Raw genomic sequence first — 17,426 nt, forward strand, 5'->3', positions numbered from 1 at the left:
CCCTTGTTTTAAAGGCTGTTGACGGCTACCAGCGGATGCCACCGCCGGTACGCCTCGAGATCGATGTCCCCGGCAACGGGGGTCAGTACTGCGGCGGCTGACGCCGCGACGGCCGACTTGAGCACCGACGGCCAGTCGGGTTCAGGCCCTCGAGCGATGGCGGCCGCGACGACCGCAGTACAGGCATCGCCTGCGCCGGTCGGGTTGCCCGAGACCTGCTCGACGGGTAGCGCGCGCCAGACGCCTTGATTGCTAGCGGCAACCATTCCGCGGGCGCCGTCGGTGATCACCGCAGCGGTCGCACCAGCCGACACCAGCTGCCGCGCACCTTCTTCCACGCTCAGCTCGCCCAGCGCGTCGCGGAGTTCGGCAGCGTTGGAGCGAACCACGGCACCGGCCTTCGCGGCCGCGACCAGCGCGCTGCCGCCGACATCGATGACCGACAGTACGTCGTGGTGCCGGGCGCGGACGGCCAGCTCCGCATAGGCATCAGCCGGCAGACCGGGCGGCAAGCTCCCCGCGCAGGCGAGCACGTCCAGTTTCGCCCACGGCATCCGATCGTGGAACGCGCGCCACTCGTCCTCCGAGACCGACGGCCCGGCCTCGTTGAAGATGGTCGCGTCGCCGTCCACACCGTTGACGATGGCAACGGTTCGCCGGGTCTCGCCGCGGATCGGAGTGAGCAGCGCGGTCAGGCCGGCGTCGAACAGTTCCTCGGCGACCAGCTCGCCGGTCAGTCCGCCGACGAAACCGAGCGCGAGCACCTGGTGCCCGAGCGTCGCAGCGACCCTGGCCACATTGATGCCCTTCCCGCCGGCCCGTTGCCGCGGCGAGTCGACCCGATGGCTTCCACCGACGACCAGCTCGGGGACCTCGTAGGTGACGTCGAGCGCGAGGTTGAGGGTGACGGTCCCGATCAGTCCAGCCACGAACCGGCCCGCATCACCTTCTGGACCTGGTAGTCCTCGTCCAGCACGACCAGGTCGGCCCGCTTGCCCGTCTCGATCCCACCGACGGTGTACCAGCCGAACGCCTCGGCCGGGGTCGTCGAGGCCATCCGCGACGCGTCGACCAGCGACACTCCGGCCCTCACGGCGTTGCGGTAGGCAACGTCCATCGTCAAGGTGCTGCCGGCAATCGAGTGAGTGCCTTCGGCAAGCGTCGCCAGCCCGTCCTTCACGTCCACTTCGAGACTGCCCAGCAGGTACCGCCCGTTGGGCATCCCGGTGGCGACCATCGCGTCGGTGATCAGCGCGATCCGGTTCACCCCGGCAGCGGCCAGCGCGACCCGGACCACCTGCGGATCGAGGTGCATCCCGTCGTTGATCACTTCGAGCAGCAGCCGCGGATCGTTCAGCGCGGCACCCACCGGACCGGGATCGCGGTGATGGAACGGCCGCATCCCGTTGAACAAGTGGGTCGCCACCGTCGCCCCCGCGTCGGCCCCCGCGATCATCTGCTCGTACGTCGCGTCCGTGTGCCCCAGCGCCGCGACGACCCCGGCGTCGACGACCTGCCGGATCGCGTCCAGCCCGCTCGGGAGCTCCGGCGCGATCGTCACCATCTTCACGGCGTCGCTGAGCACCTTGGCCACATCGCCCTCGACGGGATCGCGCAGCAGCGACGGTTCGTGCGCCCCGCACCGCGCGGCCGACAGGAACGGCCCTTCCAGATGGACGCCCGCGATCACTCCGTCGGTGACGAGGTCCGCCAGACAGGCGGTCTGGGAGACCAGCTCGTCGAGCGGCCCGGTAACCAGACTGGCCATCGTCGTTGTGGTGCCGTGCTTGGCATGGAAGGCCGCGACCTTGCGCGCCTCCTCGGGATCGGTGGTCGAGTACGTCGCCCCGCCACCGCCGTGCGTGTGGATGTCGACGAACCCGGGCACGACGGTCACGTCGCCGAGGTCCTCCGGCCGCTGCCCGTCCGCGGGCATCCCCTCCGAGCGCCGCCCGAAGGACAGGATGTCGCCGTCGGAGACCTGCAGCCAGGCGTTCTCGAGCACATCGTCCGGGGTGACGAGCCGCGCCACCCGATACGTCGTCATTGCGTCTCTTCTCCGCTCTCGTCGGCCGCCACCCGGTCCCACGCCATCAGCGCGGCGCCGAGACACCCGGCCTCTTCGCCCAGTACGGCGGCGACGATCTCCGGCTCGCGCTGGAAGGTCAGCCGCGCGTGAACACCTTCGCGCAGCGGGGCGAGCAACGTCTCACCGGCCCCGACCAGTCCGCCACCGATGGCGATCCGGGTCGGCGCGACCAGCGTCGTGTACATGACCAGCGCATCGACCAGCGCGGCCAGCGCCTCGCTCCACACCACCGCGGCATCGGCATCGCCCTGCGCCAGCAACTCCAGGACCTCGCGGGCGCCGTCGACGACCCGACCCGTCCGCTGGTGGTACCGGCGGGCCAGCGCAGCGGCGGAAGCCACCGTCTCCAGGCATCCCCACTGGCCGCACGCGCACTGCTCGGCCGCCTCGCCGTGGACGAACCGGGTGTGACCCAGTTCGCCGGCGTAGCCGTCACCGCTGACCAGGGACCCGTCGACCACCATCGCGGCCGCGATCCCCGTGCCGAGCGGGAGGAACAGCGAGTTCGTAGTACCGGTGAGTGCCCCTCGGCGTAGCTCTGCGTAGCCGCCACCGCGCACATCGTGGGCGAGCAGGACCTGCTGGTCGGGGCCGACCGCGGCCTGCAGCGCGGCCAGCACCGGCGTACCGGCCCAGGCCAGGTTCTCCGCGACGACCGTGCCGTCCTCGGCGTTGATGATGCCCGGCACGACGACGCCGACCGCGCGCACCCGGTGACCATCGGCGGCGGCCTTCTGCTCGAGCTCGACCACGGTCTCCAGCAGGGCGTCGAGGACCCCGCGGCCGCCGGCTCGTGGGTCGTCGAGGGCACGCGGTGTCGGCCTGGTCTCCCGGTGCAGCACGGCACCGTCGGCGGCGACCAGGCCGCACTTCATCCGGGTGCCACCGAGATCGACGGCAACCACGACTTCACTGGGGTCCACGGAGCGCCATTATGCAGCGTTACCTACCGGTTCGAACATCCGCGAGCAATTTCTGGACAACTCCGACCAGACCACCAGGGCCCGTCAGTTGCGCAGGCCCCGGTCGAAAGCGGCGACCAGGAAGGCGATCAGGTTCTCCGCCAGCCGGCCCGGTTCCTCCTCCCCGCCGGGCCCGACGGGCTCGCCGCCCGGTGCTCTGCTCAGCGCCTGTGACTGGTGCAGGGCCAGCAGGCCCAGCATGTTCACGAAGCCGAACGCCACCGCTTCCGGTTCCGCGTCCGGCAGCGCCGCCTGCAGTGCGGCCAGGTACCGCGCCTCGACGGGATCCGACTCGGCCGCGTACAACTCGCGGATCCGCTGACTCGGATCGAAGGCGACCCGGCCGATGAACCTGGCCACCACCGGCCCGCGCTCCCCGCGGCGCAGGACGAGGTCCAGGCCCGGCTCGACGAAGGCGCGGATCAGTTGCTCGACGGCCGGATCGCCCTTCTCCTCCAACTGGTCCAGTCGGCGCCGCCGCTCGGTGTTGACCGGCGCCATCGCGCGCGCCACCGCCGCCCGCAGCAGCGCTTCCTTCGAGCCGAAGTGGTAGTTCACCGCCGCGATGTTGGCCGCCGCCGCGACCGTGATGGCCCGCAGCGAGGTCCCCTCGTAACCGCCCTCACCGAACCGCTGCTCGGCGATGTTGAGCAGCCTCTCCCGGGTTGATTCCACGGGTGTCTCCACAGAGTTCTCCTTCCCCCCGGCCACCGCTCGCTCAGGCACCCCACCTGCTCACGCGCCGTAGCCTGCAGTCAGCATAGTTCAAACGGTCGTTTGAATGAGAGTGGTCAGGGCAGTAAATCTGGAAAGATGCTCAGAAATCACGGGAATCCCCGCTCTGCTGCGGCTGCACGGCGACCGTTAGGGTCTTGCGGCATGACCACGTTGCGGATCGCACCGCGCTTCAGGGGGCCGGCCCAGTCAGGCAACGGGGGCTACGTCGCAGGCCTGGTCGGTACTGCGCTGGCGGCGGTGGCCGCCGCGGACACGGCTCCGCGCGTGCGGCTGCTGGTGCCTCCGCCGATGGAGACCGACCTGGAACTCTCGGTCGAGTCGGCCCACGCGACCCTGACCTACGGAGCATCCGAGGTGGCCGTCGGGCACGCGGTCGACGCGGAGACCTTGTCCGACGCGACCATCGACCCGGTCGCTCCGGACGAGGCGCTGGCGGCGGAAGCGAAGTACCGGGGGCTGGTCAGTCATCCGTTCCCGGGTTGTTTCGTGTGCGGGCCTGAGAACACCGAGGGGTTGCAGTTGAAGCCTGGGCCGGTGGGCGATGGGCGGACGGCGTGCACGTGGCATCCGGCCGACGATCTGGCCGGGCCTGACGGGCTGGTCGACCCGGTGTTTCTCTGGGCGGCGCTCGATTGTCCGAGCGGGTGGGCGATCGATCTGGAGGGGCGTCCGTCGGTGCTCGGGCAGATGGCGGCCTGCGTGGATGCTCGCCCCCACCCGGGTGAGCCGTGTGTGGTGATGGGCCGGATCCTCGCCGAGGACGGGCGCAAGACTCACACCGCCAGCACGTTGTACGACTCCGACGGCCGCGTCCTGGCCCGGGCCCGCCAGACCTGGTTCCTGGTCGACCCCGCCACCTTCAACGCCGCAGGCTAGCTCGGTCGGCAGCTGGCCGGGGCCATCGCCATCGCCCGCTGGTCGGTCGGGCGCCGGCTAGTCGTTCTTGGCTGCGGCCAGGGCCTGGACGATCAGCTCGTTGCGGATCTTCTGGCCGGCCGGCGTGGTGTGCGCGCCGTCCCTCAGGTAGCGCTTGGGCGGGCCGGGGTTGGCGGCGAGGAACTCCGCCCACCGGGCCAGCTTCAGGTTCGGGTGCTTGCGCTCGGCCGCGCGCAGTTGCCGGTTGACCCAGGCGCTGTTGGCCCGGTCCGGGGCGACCGTCTTGGGTCGCTCGACCGCCACGGTCACCCAGACGACGGTCCGGCGCCGGCCGACAATCTCCATCACCCGTGCGACGTTGCCGGCCACCGCCGGCGGGTCGAAGATGTCGTTGCTGCCCACCGCCATCAGGATCCGGTGGGGCAGGCCGTAGGTCCGCGCCCAGATCTCCAGCGCGTCGGCGGCCGGCCCGCTCGGGTGGCCCGCCCAGTTGTGGGTGGCAAGGAGGTCACCGGTCCGGGCCTTCAGCCGCTGCGTCAGGGCGGGCGTGTCCTGGATGGCGAGGCTGTCTCCGAACATCACCACCCCGTTGGCTGCAGTCACCAGCCGGATGTGGCGCGGGTCCGAGATCACCCGGCGCTTGGTCTGCCAAGGCGCCAGCACCCCCGAGCCGTACGGCCCGGACACCGCAGCCGGCTGCGTCACCGATGTCGTCGGCGCCTGGGTCGGCTGCTGAGTCGGCAGGTTGGTCGGCGGCTGGAAGGGTGGCTGGGTCAGATCCGGATCGGAATCCTCCAGCTCACAGCCGAGCGACGTACCCACCGCCGCCGCGATCGCCCCGATCAGCACCGTACGCCGCGTAGCCCCCACCGAGTTCCTCATACTGTTCAAGACTGCTGAAACGCCTTCTTCGTTGAGTCAGGGAACCATATTTGCAGGTTCTTGCACATCTGGTTGCGAGCGATTACCGAGTGCGAGCGGCGTGCGCGCGCACTTTGGCCCGGTTCCCACAAGTGGCCATTGAACACCAGCGGCGCCGGCCCCGGGGGTCGAGGAAGAGCCATCCGCAGTTGTCGCCAGGGCAGAGCCGGACGTGATCCCTCGCGGTGCCGGTGAGCAGTTCCGACGCTAGCAGCGCCAGTTGATCGAGCGGCATCCCGAGGTCTTCCGGCAGCTCCCAGACCGCGCGCACCCCGAGCCCGTCGGTCGGCACCGGGCTCAGGTGCCGGCGCGCGGTGGCCCGATCCACCGCGCGCGCCACCGCGTCGAACGATCCGGCTGCCGCCTCGTCCGTCAGTACGTCGTCCGTCAGTACGTCGTACAGGTCGGCCTGGAACTCCCGGACCGCGTCCAGCCGCCGGGACGCGTCCGTCGGCTTGCCCGCCGCTTGCTCGATCAGCCGGAACACGCTCGCGTCGGAGAGCAGTCCGACGTACCCGTTCCAGATCACGAAGGCCTCGTACGACGTGAGCCACTCGCTCGCCGCCGGACCACGACCGGCGAAGTCCGCGCGGGTGTTGAGGAAGTCCAGGACCGGGTCGGCGCCGACGGGTTTCGGCAGCACGATGCCCTGGACCAGCTCGAGGTGGGACGGCAGCGTGGACAACGGTCAGCGCGGTGGGGTGGTCTGGACCGGGGTCGGGACCGGGATGCTGACGTTGCCGTTCTGCGGGATGACCATGAACTGGATCTTGCCCGACTCGATCGCGGATTTCAGCAGGTAACCGTTGGCACCGAGCATCGCGACCTGCTGCTTGACCGACAGCAGCTCGGTCTGGACCTGCTGGTTCTTCTGCTCCTGGGCCTGCCGGGCCAGCTCGGCGCGCTGCTTGGCCTCGAGGCCGTCGATGATGCCCTTGTCCAGCGGGGTCGGCTTCTGGATCGTGAAGGACAGCTCGCCGCACGCATTGCTGCCGGTGTAGGACGGGCCGCAGAAGTAGTCGCCACCGACGGCGGCCGGCAGCAGCCGGGTGAACTCCTTGGCCGCGGCGGTCTGGAACTCCGCCTTCGCCTTCTCGTTGTTGTAGAGCTCGGCCCACGCGTAGCTGGTGCCGACCGCGGCCAGCGCGCGGTCGATCTGCGGCCGGAAGTAGGCCTGCAGCATGGTGTTCCAGCCGTCGTCCTCGTAGGCCTCGGTCTTCAGCCCGATCCGCTCGTGGAACTGCTGGATCACGTCGGGCTTGCGGTTCAGCGTGAAGTACACCTGGACCCGGACGCCGAGCCGGACGTTGTCCTTGCTGACCACGGTCACCTCGTCGGCGTTCTCGGTGTCCGCGCCGGCGCCGCCGATGATGTAGGAGCGCTGGTCGATCGGGTAGGAGTAGAGCGTGTCGCCGGGCCCGATCAGCTTGTTGGTGGCGCCGGGCGGGATGATCGACTTGAACTTCTTGTCCTCGACCACGCCACCGCCGTAGTGCAGGCCGATCTTGTTCGCCTCGGTACTGGCGAAGTTGAAGATGTTGAACAAGATGATCAGGGCGACGACGATCGCGACCAGGATGCCGATCACCTTCGCCTTGGTCCCGGCACCACCCCCGGCCTTGATCGCCGTTGCGTTCCCCAGCTTTGCCATCAGCGGTCGAGCTCCTTGTTGTCGGTCAGTCGCCGGAGGTCGGCGAGGGTCAGGTCGGCGGTGAGCGCGACGTCGCGCGGCACCGACGGATGCGAGGAGAGCGTACGCAGGCCCTGCTCGGCAGCCGCGACCGCCTTCTCGAGCTGCCGGACCTCCTGGATCAGCGCCTTGGTTTCGCCGTTCAGTTCGGTCACGGCGCGCTCCGCGGAGACGGCCCGGCGGTACGACGACCAGGCGAACCAGACGGTTCCGACCAACAGGATGAGAGCGGGTAGTCCGAGCCTGATGAGCATGGCTCCATGGGACCACGAGACGGCGTTCATCTGTCGGCGAAAACCGGTTGAACGCCCGCCTCGCGCGACGTAGGTTCTGAGTACACGCGAAGGGAGGTGGTCCAACGCATGAATTGCACTCGGACTCGTGAGGTGGCGGCGGGCTAACCGCCAACCACTGTTTGACAAGTGGGCATGTGGCTAGTCAGTACGACGCCGGCCACCGGATCCGCGGGTAGTCAGGAAAGTCCGCCTGACCCTGAGCTCGACCACCCGGTCGTGTCCCAGGAAGAGCCCGCGGGTCTCTTTTTTTGCCCTTTTCCGGCCCGTCACTCGGGCAGCGGGCAGTCCAGGCCGAGGGCCTCGCCGATCTCGAACAGCTGCGCCTGGAAGTAGGCTCCGGCGTCGTCCAGTGCCCAGTGCAGCTGGCCGAAGACCTCCATGCAGATCAGCCCGTAGAGCCGTGTCCAGTAGGTCAGCGACAAGTAGATGGCTCCGGCCGGCATTCCGTCGAAGTATTCGGACTTCTGGGTCAGCTGCGCGATGAGTTCCGGCCCGAGGGCTTCCTCGGGCGGATGGGCGAACGGCTGCTGGCGGTAGACCTTCGCGACCAGGTCCTTGAAGACCGCGCCGAACCGCATCGCCGCCTGGTGTCCTGGCGTCAGCTCGTGGTCCTCGGCCAGCGGGTTCGGCACCGGAGCACCGAAGAGCAGCCCGAACTCGGCCGGATGGGCCAGCGCCCAGTCCCGCAGTCCGCCGGCGATCAGGAACAGCTGGCCACCGAGGTCGGCCTCCGGGTCGCTGTCGCGCAGGGCGATCAACGCCTCGGTCAGTTCGTCGTACAGGTCGGCGACCAGGGCGGAGATCAGCGCCTCGTGGCTGTCGAAGTACCGGTAGAGCGCGGGGGCGCTGAGGCCGAGCTCGCGGGCCACCGCGCGCAGGCCGACCGCCGGCACCCCGCCCTCGACGAGCAGTTTGCGAGCGGCGGCCTTGATCTCGGCCACGGTCGCCGCCCGCTGCCGCTCCCGCCGGGTCTCGCCCGTCTTCAGGTCCACCGAAAGCCCTTCCTCCACCGATCTTGACAAGCAGACCCTAGTGCTGCGTACAGTTTACACCGTTAACTGTTAACGGTGTTCACCACCGCGATCACTGTTCAATTTACGCCCGCGGGAGGGCTTTCGTGTTCGAGACACTCGGCAGGTTCACCTACCGGCGCCGCCGCCTGGTGCTGGCACTGACCGGGGCCTTCGTGGCCGCCGCGCTCGCCTGGGGCACCGGCGTCTTCGGCTCGCTCGCGAACGGTGGTTTCGAGGCGCCCGACACCGAGGCGTACCGCGCCGTCCGGACGATCGAGCAGGCCGTCGGCCGGACCGGCACCGATGTGGTCGTGCTCTACCGCAGCGATGCGCGGACCGTGTCCGACCCGGCCTTCCGGCAGACCGTGGAGAGCCACCTCGCGGACCTCCCCACCGCCGAGGTGGTGCGGAAGGCGACGTACTGGAGCACCAGTTCGCCCGCGTTCGTGTCGAAGGACCAGCACTCGACGTACGCCGTACTGACGCTGGCCGGCGCCGATCCCGAGGAGCGGTTGGAGACCTTCCACAAGATCGCCGCCCAGGTCCGGCAGGCGCCCGCCGGGCTGGACGTCGAGGTCGGCGGTGAGGTCGCCGTCTTCGACGAGGTGAACACGCAGACCGAGCACGACATCGTCCAGGCCGAGTCGATCTCGCTGCCGATCGTGCTGATCCTGCTGGTGGTGGTCTTCGGTGGTCTGGTGGCGGCGAGCCTGCCGCTGTTCGTCGGTGGGCTGGCGATCCTCGGCGCCTTCGTGGTGCTGCGCGCTGACCACCTTCACCGACGTCTCGGTCTTCTCGATCAACATCGTCACGATGATCGGCCTCGGGCTCGCGATCGACTACGCGTTGTTCATCGTCACCCGCTTCCGCGAACAGCTTGCTCTCGGCAACGATGTCGAGACCGCCCTGGCGGTGACGATGAGCACGGCGGGCCGGACCGTCGCGTTCTCCGGCGTCACGGTCGGGGTGGCGATCTCCAGTCTGGTGCTGTTCCCGGTGATGTTCCTGCGCTCGATGGCGTACGGCGGCGCTGCCGCGGTCCTGGTCGCCCTGATCGCCGCGCTGACCGCGTTGCCCGCTCTCCTGGCCGTGCTCGGCCATCGGGTGAACAACCTGCGGATTCCGTTCCTGAAACGCCACGTGGGTTCTAGTGAGCACGGCGCCTGGTATCGACTCGCGCACAGCGTGATGCGCCGGCCCATCCGGTACGTCGTGGTACTGGTGCCGTTGCTGCTCATCCTCGGGATCCCTTTCCTGCAAGCGCAGTTGGGTGGCGTCGACCACCGGGCCCTTCCCTCGGGCGCCGACAGCCGGACGGTCACCGAGGTGTTGCGGAGCGACTTCGCGGGCGCGGGCGGTTCCGACGTACTGGTTGCTGCTCGGGTGTCGTCCGGTGACCCGGCGACAGTGCTCGCGCCTTATATCGCTGAGCTTCAGCAGGTGAAGGACGTCACGGGTGTGCAGTTGGCGGGCGTCAAGGACGGCATCGCGTCCGTGGTCGTGCACACGCACTACACCTCGCAGGAGTTGCCCGCTCGTGACGTGGTGAACGGTGTCCGCGCTGTCGAACCTCCGGCCGGAGTCTCGGTCGAAGCCGGCGGCGACACCGCGGCTCTCGTCGATCTGCTGGACGTACTGCGCGAGCGGGCGCCGTGGATGGCCGGGTTCGTCGTCCTGGTCACGTTCGTCCTGCTGTTCGTTGCCTTCGGCTCCGTTGTGCTGCCGGCCAAGGCGCTGCTGATGAACGTGTTGTCGCTGTCCGCCTCGTTCGGCGCGATGGTGTGGATCTTCCAGGACGGCAACCTGTCCGGCCTGCTCGACTTCACCCCGGCCGGGTTCCTCGACGCGACCAACCCGGTCCTGCTGTTCGCCGTCCTGTTCGGGTTGTCGATGGACTACGAGGTGTTCCTGCTCAGCCGGATCCGGGAGGAGTACGACAGGACCGGTGACAACAGCCAGGCGGTTGCCCTCGGCCTGCAACGGACCGGCGGGATCATCACCAGCGCGGCGTTGCTGCTGATCATCGTGGTGGGCGCGTTCGCCACGTCGGGCATCGTGTTCGTGAAGATGATCGGGATCGGGCTGGTGATCGCGATCGCGATCGACGCGACGGTGGTCCGCGCCTTGCTGGTGCCGGCGACGATGCGGTTGCTCGGCCACGCCAACTGGTGGGCTCCGGGGCCATTGGCCCGGTGGTGGCAGCGGCACGGCTTCCGCGAGACCGGACCGGCCGACTCGGGCGAGCCCACGCCACGCGAGCTGACTCGGGTGGGTTAGGGCTTCCGGCTAGGGCTTTCGGCTAGGGCTAGGGCTGCAGGCGCCGCAGCTGCCAGGTGTCGCCGTCCTTGAGGTACTGGAGGCGGTCGTGCAGCCGGCCGACGCGGCCCTGCCAGAACTCGAACACGGCCGGTTCGATCCGATAGCCGCCCCAGAAGTAGGGGGTTGCGATCTCGGTCCCCTCCGGCCACTGCCGCTCGTACGACGCGTACTGCAGGTCCAGCTCCTCGCGAGACTCGACCGGCTGGCTCTGCTGGGACGCCCAGGCACCCAACTGGGAGCCGCGCGGCCTGCTGGCGAAGTACGCGTCGACCTCTTCCTGCGGCAGTTTGCTCGCGGTGCCTTCGACGCGCACCTGTCGTTCCATCGAGTGCCAGGGGAAGACGAGTGCGCAGGCCGGGTTGACCGCGAGGTCGTCGGCCTTGCGTGACTGCTGATTGGTGTAGAAGACGAACCCGCGCTCGTCGAGACCCTTCAGCAGCACCGTCCGCGCGGAAGGCTTCCCATCGCGGTCGGCTGTGGCCAGCACCATCGCGTTCGGCTCGTGTACGCCGGCGTCGGCCGCCTGCGCGAGCCACAACGCGAACTGCTTCACCGGGTCGGCGTCCACCTGGTTTTCGAGCAGCTCACCCAGGCCATACGTCTGCCGCATCTCTCCAAGGTCCACAACCCGAGCCTAGTGCTGCGGGTAGTTGCCAGCCGGCGGGTAGGTGCCCTGCTGCGGGTAGGGCCCCTGCTGCGGGTTGCCCGGCTGCGGGAAGGTGCCGGGCTGTGGGTGAGCGCCCGGCTGCGGGAAGGTGCTGTGCTGTGGGTAGAGGCCGGGCTGTCCGGTCGGGAAGGTGTCCTGGACGCCAGGCGCTGTCCTGCGCGCGTCCTGGACGAGCCGTCGCAGGCCCAGGACCAGCACGAGCGCTCCGAGGAACAGGATCGAGCCGTCCCAGACGATCGAACTGCGGAATCTCGGCCGGCCGGGGAACTCGAAGAGCTTGCTGAGATCGAAGGCCAGCCGGATCGGCAACACTTGGAGCGCCAGCCCGACGCCCGACCACAGCAGCCCGGCTCCGACCATCACGCCCGCGCCGATCGGCCGGATCGACATCAGCAGGCCCACGACCACCGCGATCACGACGATCAGCACCGCCCAGAGCAGGGTGCTCCCGTCGTTCCGGAGGCGGACCAGCCGCTGCATCATGTGGCCACTGGCGTACGACACCGCCATCAGGCTGAGCCAGGCCACCGCCAGACCGGTGACCACTCCGCCGATGATGCCGGGCAACTGGTTCGCGGGGCGCGTCATGGGCTGACCCTAAACGCCGAACCGGTCACAGATCTGTCCGTGCGGCTCGCCGGAGAACTATGCTGCCTGAGCGCCTAACGAGGACAAGGGAGTCGCCGGGGATGTCAGATCCAGTAGTGCCGAAGGCCGAAGTTCTGCACGGTCTGGAAGGTGTCGTCGCGTTCGACACCCAGATTGCCGAGCCGGACAAGGAAGGCTCGGCGCTGCGGTACCGCGGGGTGGACATCGAGGACCTGGTCGGCCGGGTGCCGTTCGAGAACGTCTGGGGCCTGCTCGTCGACGGCGCCTTCACCCCCGGTCTGCCGCCCGCCGAGCCGTTCCCGCTGCCCGTACACACTGGTGATGTCCGGGTCGACGTCCAGTCCGCGCTGGCGATGCTCGCCCCCGCCTGGGGTCTGCGGCCGCTCTACGACATCGACGACGTCCAGGCCCGCGACGACCTGTCCCGCGCGGCCGTGATGGCGCTGTCGTACGTCGCCCAGGCGGCTCGTGGCATCGGGCAACCGATGGTGCCGCAACGCGAGGTGGACAAGGCGACCACGATCACCGAGCGGTTCATGATCCGCTGGCGCGGCGAGCCCGATCCCAAGCACGTCAAGGCGGTCGACGCGTACTGGACCTCCGCCGCCGAGCACGGCATGAACGCCTCCACCTTCACCGCCCGGGTGATCGCCTCCACCGGCGCCGATGTCGCCGCGGCCCTGTCGGGTGCGGTCGGCGCGATGTCCGGTCCGCTGCACGGTGGTGCGCCGGCCCGCGTCCTGACGATGATCGAAGGCGTGGAGAAGAGCGGCGACGCCCGCTCGTACGTGAAGGGCCTGCTGGACGCCGGCGAGCGCCTGATGGGCTTCGGCCACCGGGTCTACCGAGCCGAGGACCCGCGCGCCCGCGTACTGCGGCGTACGGCGCAGGAGCTGGACGCGCCCCGCTACGAGGTCGCCCAGGCGCTGGAGCAGGCCGCACTGGCCGAGCTGCGCGAACGCCGGCCCGACCGGGTGCTGGAGACCAACGTCGAGTTCTGGGCCGCCATCGTGCTGGACTTCGCCGAGGTCCCGCCGCCGATGTTCACCTCGATGTTCACCTGCGCCCGTACGGCAGGCTGGAGCGCCCACGTCCTGGAGCAGAAGCGCACCGGCCGCCTCATCCGCCCGTCCGCGATCTACTCCGGCCCCGCAACCCGACCCGCCACCTCGGTGGAGGGCTGGAGCCAGAAGTGGGCATGAGGTTCGCTGGGTGAGCCCGCACGACGAGCCCAAGGCTGACGATCTGGTGGTGATCTCCCCGGCCAAGGCGTTCACCTGCAGCGACTGCGGGACGACCGAGGCTGGTCTCCTGCGGCTCGAGGATGATGCGCCGCACTGCCTCGAGTGCGTCGATCTGGACCACCTGGTCTTCCTGCCCGCCGGCAACACCGCCTTGACCCGGCGGGCGCGCAAAGCGAGCACGTTGTCAGCTGTCGTGATCCGCTGGAGTAGAGCTCGGAAGCGGTACGAGCGGGAGGGAGTGCTGGTCGAGTCGCCCGCGCTGGAACTCGCGGAGGAGCAGTGCCTTGCCGACGAGGACCTCCGCGCGCGGCAGCGGGAGCGTGCTCGGGAGAAGCGGGCGGTCGAGGATGTGGACTTCCAGCGGCGGATGGCCGGCGAGATCGTCCGGCTGTTCCCGGGCTGTGACGCTGACCGGGCGGAGGCGATCGCCGAACATGCCGGCACCCGCAGCAGCGGACGCGTCGGCCGGTCAGCCGCCGGCCGGGCGCTGGAAGAGAACGCCGTCACGCTCGCGGTAGTGGCGTCCATCCGCCACCTGGACACGTCGTACGACGAGTTGCTGATGGCCGGTGTGCCACGTGCCGAGGCGCGCGAGCGGATCAGGGCACAGGTCGACGAGGTGCTCGACCAGTGGCGCCGTCCTCGCTAGGCGAGTGACCGGTCCGTTGCTTGTACTGCCGGCTGAAGTAGGCGATGTCGGTGTAGCCGAGTGCAGCGGCGACCTGGGTGACCGTCAGGCCGGTCTCTGTCAGGAGTTGGTGTGCTCGCTCCACCCGCGCCTGGATCACGTACTGCGCCGGCGAAGTACCGTGCTGTGCGACGAACCGGCGAGTGAACTGCGCCCTGGACAGTGCTGCCTGCCCAGCCATCTCCGCGACGCTCCAGTCGCGGCTGGGGTCCTGCCGGATCGCCTGGGCGACCTCCTGGATCGCAGTGTCGGTCGCACTCGGCTGCGGGCTGTACGCCGCGTCCCAGATCAGCCCGAGCAACTGCTCCAGACACAGCTCGGCCTGCCTGCGTCCTAACGCATCACCCCGCCGGTACGCCGTATCGCTGCTGCGCGCCAGCGCTCCCAGCAGCACCCGGTCACCAACCTCAGCCCACCGCTCCCCCGGTACTACGCCCGCCGGGCTGACGGCGAAGTGCATCCCGAAGACCAGCAGCCGTCGCCGCGGATCGTGTCTGGCCGTCGGTGCGTCACCGGGGGCGAACACGGCGCAGACGCCCGGGCCGAGCTCGCGGGTGTTGCCGTTGAGCTCCAGCCGGCCGATGCCGTCGAGTACGCACCACAACAGGTGGTCCTCGAGTGGTCGCGACACCCAGGACCAGCTCGGCTCGCATCGCCAGAAGGTCGGCGGGCTGAACAGCTCGAGCCCGACCGGGCCGGCCAGCGCTGGGGCTGATCTTGAAGGATGCGTCAAAAGGTCAAGTCCTTGCGTCGATCGACCGTCGCTTTGTTGGGCTCTGGTAGGGAGGATTTGGTGGTCAGAATAGTCCGTAGGAGGCACCGGTGAGCGTTTCGTTCAAGCAGGAGTTCGACAGCGCGGGGTACACGGTGGTCCGTGGGTTGTTCGCCGTCGACGAAGTGGAGCGACTGCGGGATCACTACATGGGCTTGCGTCACCGGGGGTCCTACGAGGGCGATGTGGTCGGAGTACAGGCTGACGGCCGGGACCCGTTGCGGCGGTATCCGCGGATGGCGCAGATGCACCGGTGGGACGAGTTGTCGCTGCAGTGGCTGATCGACAGCCGGCTGGACGAGGTGCTGACCGGGCTGCTGGGCAGGTCGCCGTACGCGGTGCAGACGATGATCTACTTCAAGCCGCCGGGCTCACGCGGGCAGGCGTTGCACCAGGACAACTTCTACCTGAGGGCCGAGCCGGGGACGTGCGTGGCGGCCTGGATGGCGCTCGACGAGGTCGACGTGGAGAACGGCTGCCTAGAGGTCGTACCAGGCAGCCACCGCTGGCCAATCCTCTGCACCGAAAAGGCCGACACCAAGGTCAGCTTCACCGACATCACCGTCCCCCTACCGGACCCAAACGCCGCAGTACCGGTCGAAATGTCTCCTGGCGACGTCCTGTTCTTCCACGGAGCCCTAGTGCACGGCAGCGCCCCCAACATCACCCCCGACCGCTTCCGCCGAGCCCTGATCGGCCACTACATCCAAGGCGAAGCAAAACAAGTAGCCGAGTACTACCACCCCGCGCTGCGGATGGACGGCACTCCCCTCGACCTCGACGTAGCAGAAGGCGGCGGCGCCTGCGGCGAATGGGTAACCACCGAGGCCGACCAAGTAGCAGTACTAACCGGCCAAGAACAAACCACCCGCAAACACGAGTAACCCACCGCCCCCACCCCGCAAGCCCCCCGCCCCGCAAGCCCCCCCCCGCCCCGCGAGACTCCACCACAACCGCGAGTCCTCTCCACACGCACGAGACTCCCCCCACACGCACGAGCCCCACGCGCGAACACACTCCGCAGCACAACAGGCGGACGCCCACCTCAACCACCGCGGCGGCCCTCCGCCTCATCACCGCGGCGAGCACCAACCTCCCCACCACAGGAGCCGGACGCCCACCTCCACCGCCACGCGACACACACCCCCACCACAACAGCGACCGCCCTTCACCCCACAACAGGCGGACGCCCACCTCAACCACCGCGGCGGCCGTCCGCCTCATCACCGCGGCGAGCACCCCCAGCAACCCTCGCCACCACAGGAGGCGGACGCCGTGGTGGACCTCGGCCTCGGGGTTGGGGCGGGGTGTGGAAGACTGGGGTTTGCTGACAGCGTCGTCGGCGAGATGTTCAGCAGACGACGAAGGGAAACGCTGGTGACCAGCGACATCATCATCCCCGCAGAGCTCAAGCCCGCCGACGGGCGGTTCGGTGCCGGTCCGTCCAAGGTGCGTCCCGAGGCCGTCGCGGCCCTGGCGACCGAGGGCGCGAAGCTGCTCGGCACCTCGCACCGCCAGGCCCCGGTGAAGAACCTGGTGGCCCGCGTCCAGCAGGGTGTCTCCGACCTCTTCCAGCTGCCCGACGGGTACCAGGTCGTGCTCGGCAACGGCGGCTCGACCGCGTTCTGGGACATCGCGACGTTCGGGCTGATCCGGGAGAAGAGCCAGCACCTGAGCTTCGGCGAGTTCTCCTCGAAGTTCGCCAAGGCCGCTCAGCTGGCACCGCACCTGGGTGAGCCGAGCGTTATCAAGGCCGACCCGGGCACCCGCCCGGCGCCGGTCGCCGAGGCGGGCGTGGACCTGTACGCCTGGCCGCACAACGAGACCTCCACCGGCGTGATGGCCCCGATCAAGCGCGTCGAAGGCGCCGACGAGGGCGCGCTGGTAGCCATCGACGCCACCTCGGGCGCCGGCGGCCTGCCGGTCGACATCAACGAGGTCGACGTCTACTACTTCGCGCCGCAGAAGTGCTTCGCCTCCGACGGCGGCCTGTGGATCGCGCTGATGTCCCCGGCCGCGCTGGCCCGGGTCGAGGAGATCACCGCCTCCGGGCGCTGGATCCCCGCCTTCCTGGACCTGGCGACGGCGATCGACAACTCCAGCAAGAACCAGACCTACAACACGCCGTCGCTGGCAACGCTGTTCCTGATGGCCGAGCAGACCGACTGGATCAACAGCCAGGGCGGCCTCGAGTGGAGCGTCGCCCGCACCACCGACTCCAGCAACCGCCTGTACACGTGGGCCGAAAAGTCCGACTACGCAACCCCGTACGTCGAAGACGCCGACGCCCGCTCGCTGGTCATCGGCACCATCGACCTCGACGACTCGATCGACGCAGCAGCAGTCGCGAAGGTACTACGCGCCAACGGCATCGTCGACACAGAGCCCTACCGAAAGCTCGGCCGCAACCAGCTCCGAGTAGCAATGTTCCCCGCCGTCGACCCCGACGACGTAGAAAAGCTCACCCAAGCAATCGACTACACAGTAGAAAAGCTCCGCTGAAGTAGCCGTTGCACAGAGCAGCCGTCACCCCGCACCAGGG

Annotated in this window: 18 protein-coding genes and 1 pseudogene; 7 read left to right on the forward strand and 12 right to left on the reverse strand. The window is 69.1% G+C overall.

Annotated features, from left to right (window positions below; genetic code table 11):
- Nucleotides 1-8 precede the first annotated feature (8 nt).
- The 4 genes from ACQPYM_RS35115 to ACQPYM_RS35130 form a co-directional block, all read right to left on the reverse strand.
- The gene (locus ACQPYM_RS35115; protein WP_433009367.1) at nt 9-929 is read right to left on the reverse strand and encodes a 1-phosphofructokinase family hexose kinase; all 921 of its coding nucleotides are present in this window, start codon (nt 927-929) and stop codon (nt 9-11) included.
- A complete protein-coding gene (nagA, locus tag ACQPYM_RS35120) occupies nt 917-2,047 on the reverse strand; it encodes an N-acetylglucosamine-6-phosphate deacetylase (protein ID WP_433009369.1) in 1,131 nt (376 codons plus the stop codon). The genes ACQPYM_RS35115 and nagA overlap by 13 nt, the downstream gene beginning before the upstream one ends.
- Nucleotides 2,044-3,012 (reverse strand): ROK family protein, encoded by a 969-nt coding sequence (locus ACQPYM_RS35125; protein ID WP_433009372.1) that lies wholly within the window; start codon nt 3,010-3,012, stop codon nt 2,044-2,046. The genes nagA and ACQPYM_RS35125 overlap by 4 nt, the downstream gene beginning before the upstream one ends.
- An 84-nt stretch (nt 3,013-3,096) precedes the next feature.
- Entirely contained in the window at nt 3,097-3,738 is a 642-nt protein-coding gene (locus tag ACQPYM_RS35130; protein ID WP_433009375.1) for a TetR family transcriptional regulator, read from the reverse strand.
- A 192-nt stretch (nt 3,739-3,930) separates the two neighbouring features.
- Here ACQPYM_RS35130 and ACQPYM_RS35135 point away from each other — a divergent pair, with 192 nt between their 5' ends.
- Nucleotides 3,931-4,665, forward strand: coding sequence for a PaaI family thioesterase (locus ACQPYM_RS35135; protein ID WP_433009377.1), 735 nt, complete (start codon nt 3,931-3,933; stop codon nt 4,663-4,665).
- Between the two features lie 57 nt (nt 4,666-4,722).
- Here the strand turns inward: ACQPYM_RS35135 and ACQPYM_RS35140 are convergent, their stop codons facing one another.
- The 5 genes from ACQPYM_RS35140 to ACQPYM_RS35160 all read right to left on the reverse strand — a co-directional run bounded on the left by ACQPYM_RS35140 (nt 4,723) and on the right by ACQPYM_RS35160 (nt 8,564).
- Nucleotides 4,723-5,547: a hypothetical protein gene (locus tag ACQPYM_RS35140; RefSeq protein WP_433009380.1), complete on the reverse strand. Its 825-nt coding sequence runs from the start codon at nt 5,545-5,547 to the stop codon at nt 4,723-4,725.
- 82 nt (nt 5,548-5,629) lie between these two features.
- The gene (locus tag ACQPYM_RS35145; RefSeq protein ID WP_433009382.1) at nt 5,630-6,271 is read right to left on the reverse strand and encodes a CGNR zinc finger domain-containing protein; all 642 of its coding nucleotides are present in this window, start codon (nt 6,269-6,271) and stop codon (nt 5,630-5,632) included.
- A 3-nt stretch (nt 6,272-6,274) separates the two neighbouring features.
- The gene (locus tag ACQPYM_RS35150; RefSeq protein ID WP_433009385.1) at nt 6,275-7,237 is read right to left on the reverse strand and encodes an SPFH domain-containing protein; all 963 of its coding nucleotides are present in this window, start codon (nt 7,235-7,237) and stop codon (nt 6,275-6,277) included.
- Nucleotides 7,237-7,530, reverse strand: coding sequence for a hypothetical protein (locus ACQPYM_RS35155; protein WP_433009388.1), 294 nt, complete (start codon nt 7,528-7,530; stop codon nt 7,237-7,239). Before ACQPYM_RS35155 ends, ACQPYM_RS35150 begins: the two co-directional genes overlap by 1 nt.
- Nucleotides 7,531-7,838: 308 nt before the next feature.
- On the reverse strand, nt 7,839-8,564 hold the full coding sequence (locus tag ACQPYM_RS35160; protein WP_433009390.1) for a TetR/AcrR family transcriptional regulator: 726 nt from the start codon (nt 8,562-8,564) through the stop codon (nt 7,839-7,841).
- A 194-nt stretch (nt 8,565-8,758) separates the two neighbouring features.
- Here ACQPYM_RS35160 and ACQPYM_RS35165 point away from each other — a divergent pair.
- Both ACQPYM_RS35165 and ACQPYM_RS35170 read left to right on the forward strand, forming a co-directional pair.
- Nucleotides 8,759-9,277: pseudogene (locus ACQPYM_RS35165) on the forward strand (MMPL family transporter); the annotation flags it as partial.
- 121 nt (nt 9,278-9,398) lie between these two features.
- Nucleotides 9,399-10,862, forward strand: coding sequence for an MMPL family transporter (locus tag ACQPYM_RS35170; protein WP_433009393.1), 1,464 nt, complete (start codon nt 9,399-9,401; stop codon nt 10,860-10,862).
- A 28-nt stretch (nt 10,863-10,890) separates the two neighbouring features.
- On the opposite strand, the gene pdxH is transcribed toward ACQPYM_RS35170, so the two are convergent.
- Entirely contained in the window at nt 10,891-11,514 is a 624-nt protein-coding gene (gene pdxH, locus ACQPYM_RS35175) for a pyridoxamine 5'-phosphate oxidase (protein WP_433009396.1), read from the reverse strand.
- 24 nt (nt 11,515-11,538) lie between these two features.
- On the reverse strand, nt 11,539-12,159 hold the full coding sequence (locus ACQPYM_RS35180) for a hypothetical protein (protein ID WP_433009399.1): 621 nt from the start codon (nt 12,157-12,159) through the stop codon (nt 11,539-11,541).
- Nucleotides 12,160-12,260: 101 nt separating this feature from the next.
- Here ACQPYM_RS35180 and ACQPYM_RS35185 point away from each other — a divergent pair, with 101 nt between their 5' ends.
- Nucleotides 12,261-13,382, forward strand: a complete 1,122-nt coding sequence (locus ACQPYM_RS35185; protein ID WP_433009402.1) for a citrate synthase 2 — start codon at nt 12,261-12,263, stop codon at nt 13,380-13,382.
- A gap of 10 nt (nt 13,383-13,392) precedes the next feature.
- A complete protein-coding gene (locus tag ACQPYM_RS35190; protein WP_433009405.1) occupies nt 13,393-14,073 on the forward strand; it encodes a DUF2293 domain-containing protein in 681 nt (226 codons plus the stop codon).
- Here the strand turns inward: ACQPYM_RS35190 and ACQPYM_RS35195 are convergent.
- Nucleotides 14,024-14,845 carry a helix-turn-helix domain-containing protein gene (locus ACQPYM_RS35195; RefSeq protein ID WP_433009408.1) on the reverse strand — a complete coding sequence of 274 codons (822 nt, stop codon included), beginning with the start codon at nt 14,843-14,845 and terminating at the stop codon, nt 14,024-14,026. The two genes, ACQPYM_RS35190 and ACQPYM_RS35195, sit on opposite strands and share 50 nt — an antisense overlap.
- 89 nt (nt 14,846-14,934) lie before the next feature.
- Between ACQPYM_RS35195 and ACQPYM_RS35200 the strand changes: the two genes are divergently transcribed.
- Both ACQPYM_RS35200 and serC read left to right on the forward strand, forming a co-directional pair.
- Nucleotides 14,935-15,768, forward strand: coding sequence for a phytanoyl-CoA dioxygenase family protein (locus tag ACQPYM_RS35200; protein ID WP_433009411.1), 834 nt, complete (start codon nt 14,935-14,937; stop codon nt 15,766-15,768).
- 463 nt (nt 15,769-16,231) lie between these two features.
- Entirely contained in the window at nt 16,232-17,386 is a 1,155-nt protein-coding gene (gene serC, locus ACQPYM_RS35205) for a phosphoserine transaminase (protein WP_433009414.1), read from the forward strand.
- Nucleotides 17,387-17,426 lie beyond the last annotated feature (40 nt).

It is taken from the genome of Kribbella sp. CA-294648 (genome assembly GCF_050943845.1).
Classification (GTDB): domain Bacteria; phylum Actinomycetota; class Actinomycetes; order Propionibacteriales; family Kribbellaceae; genus Kribbella.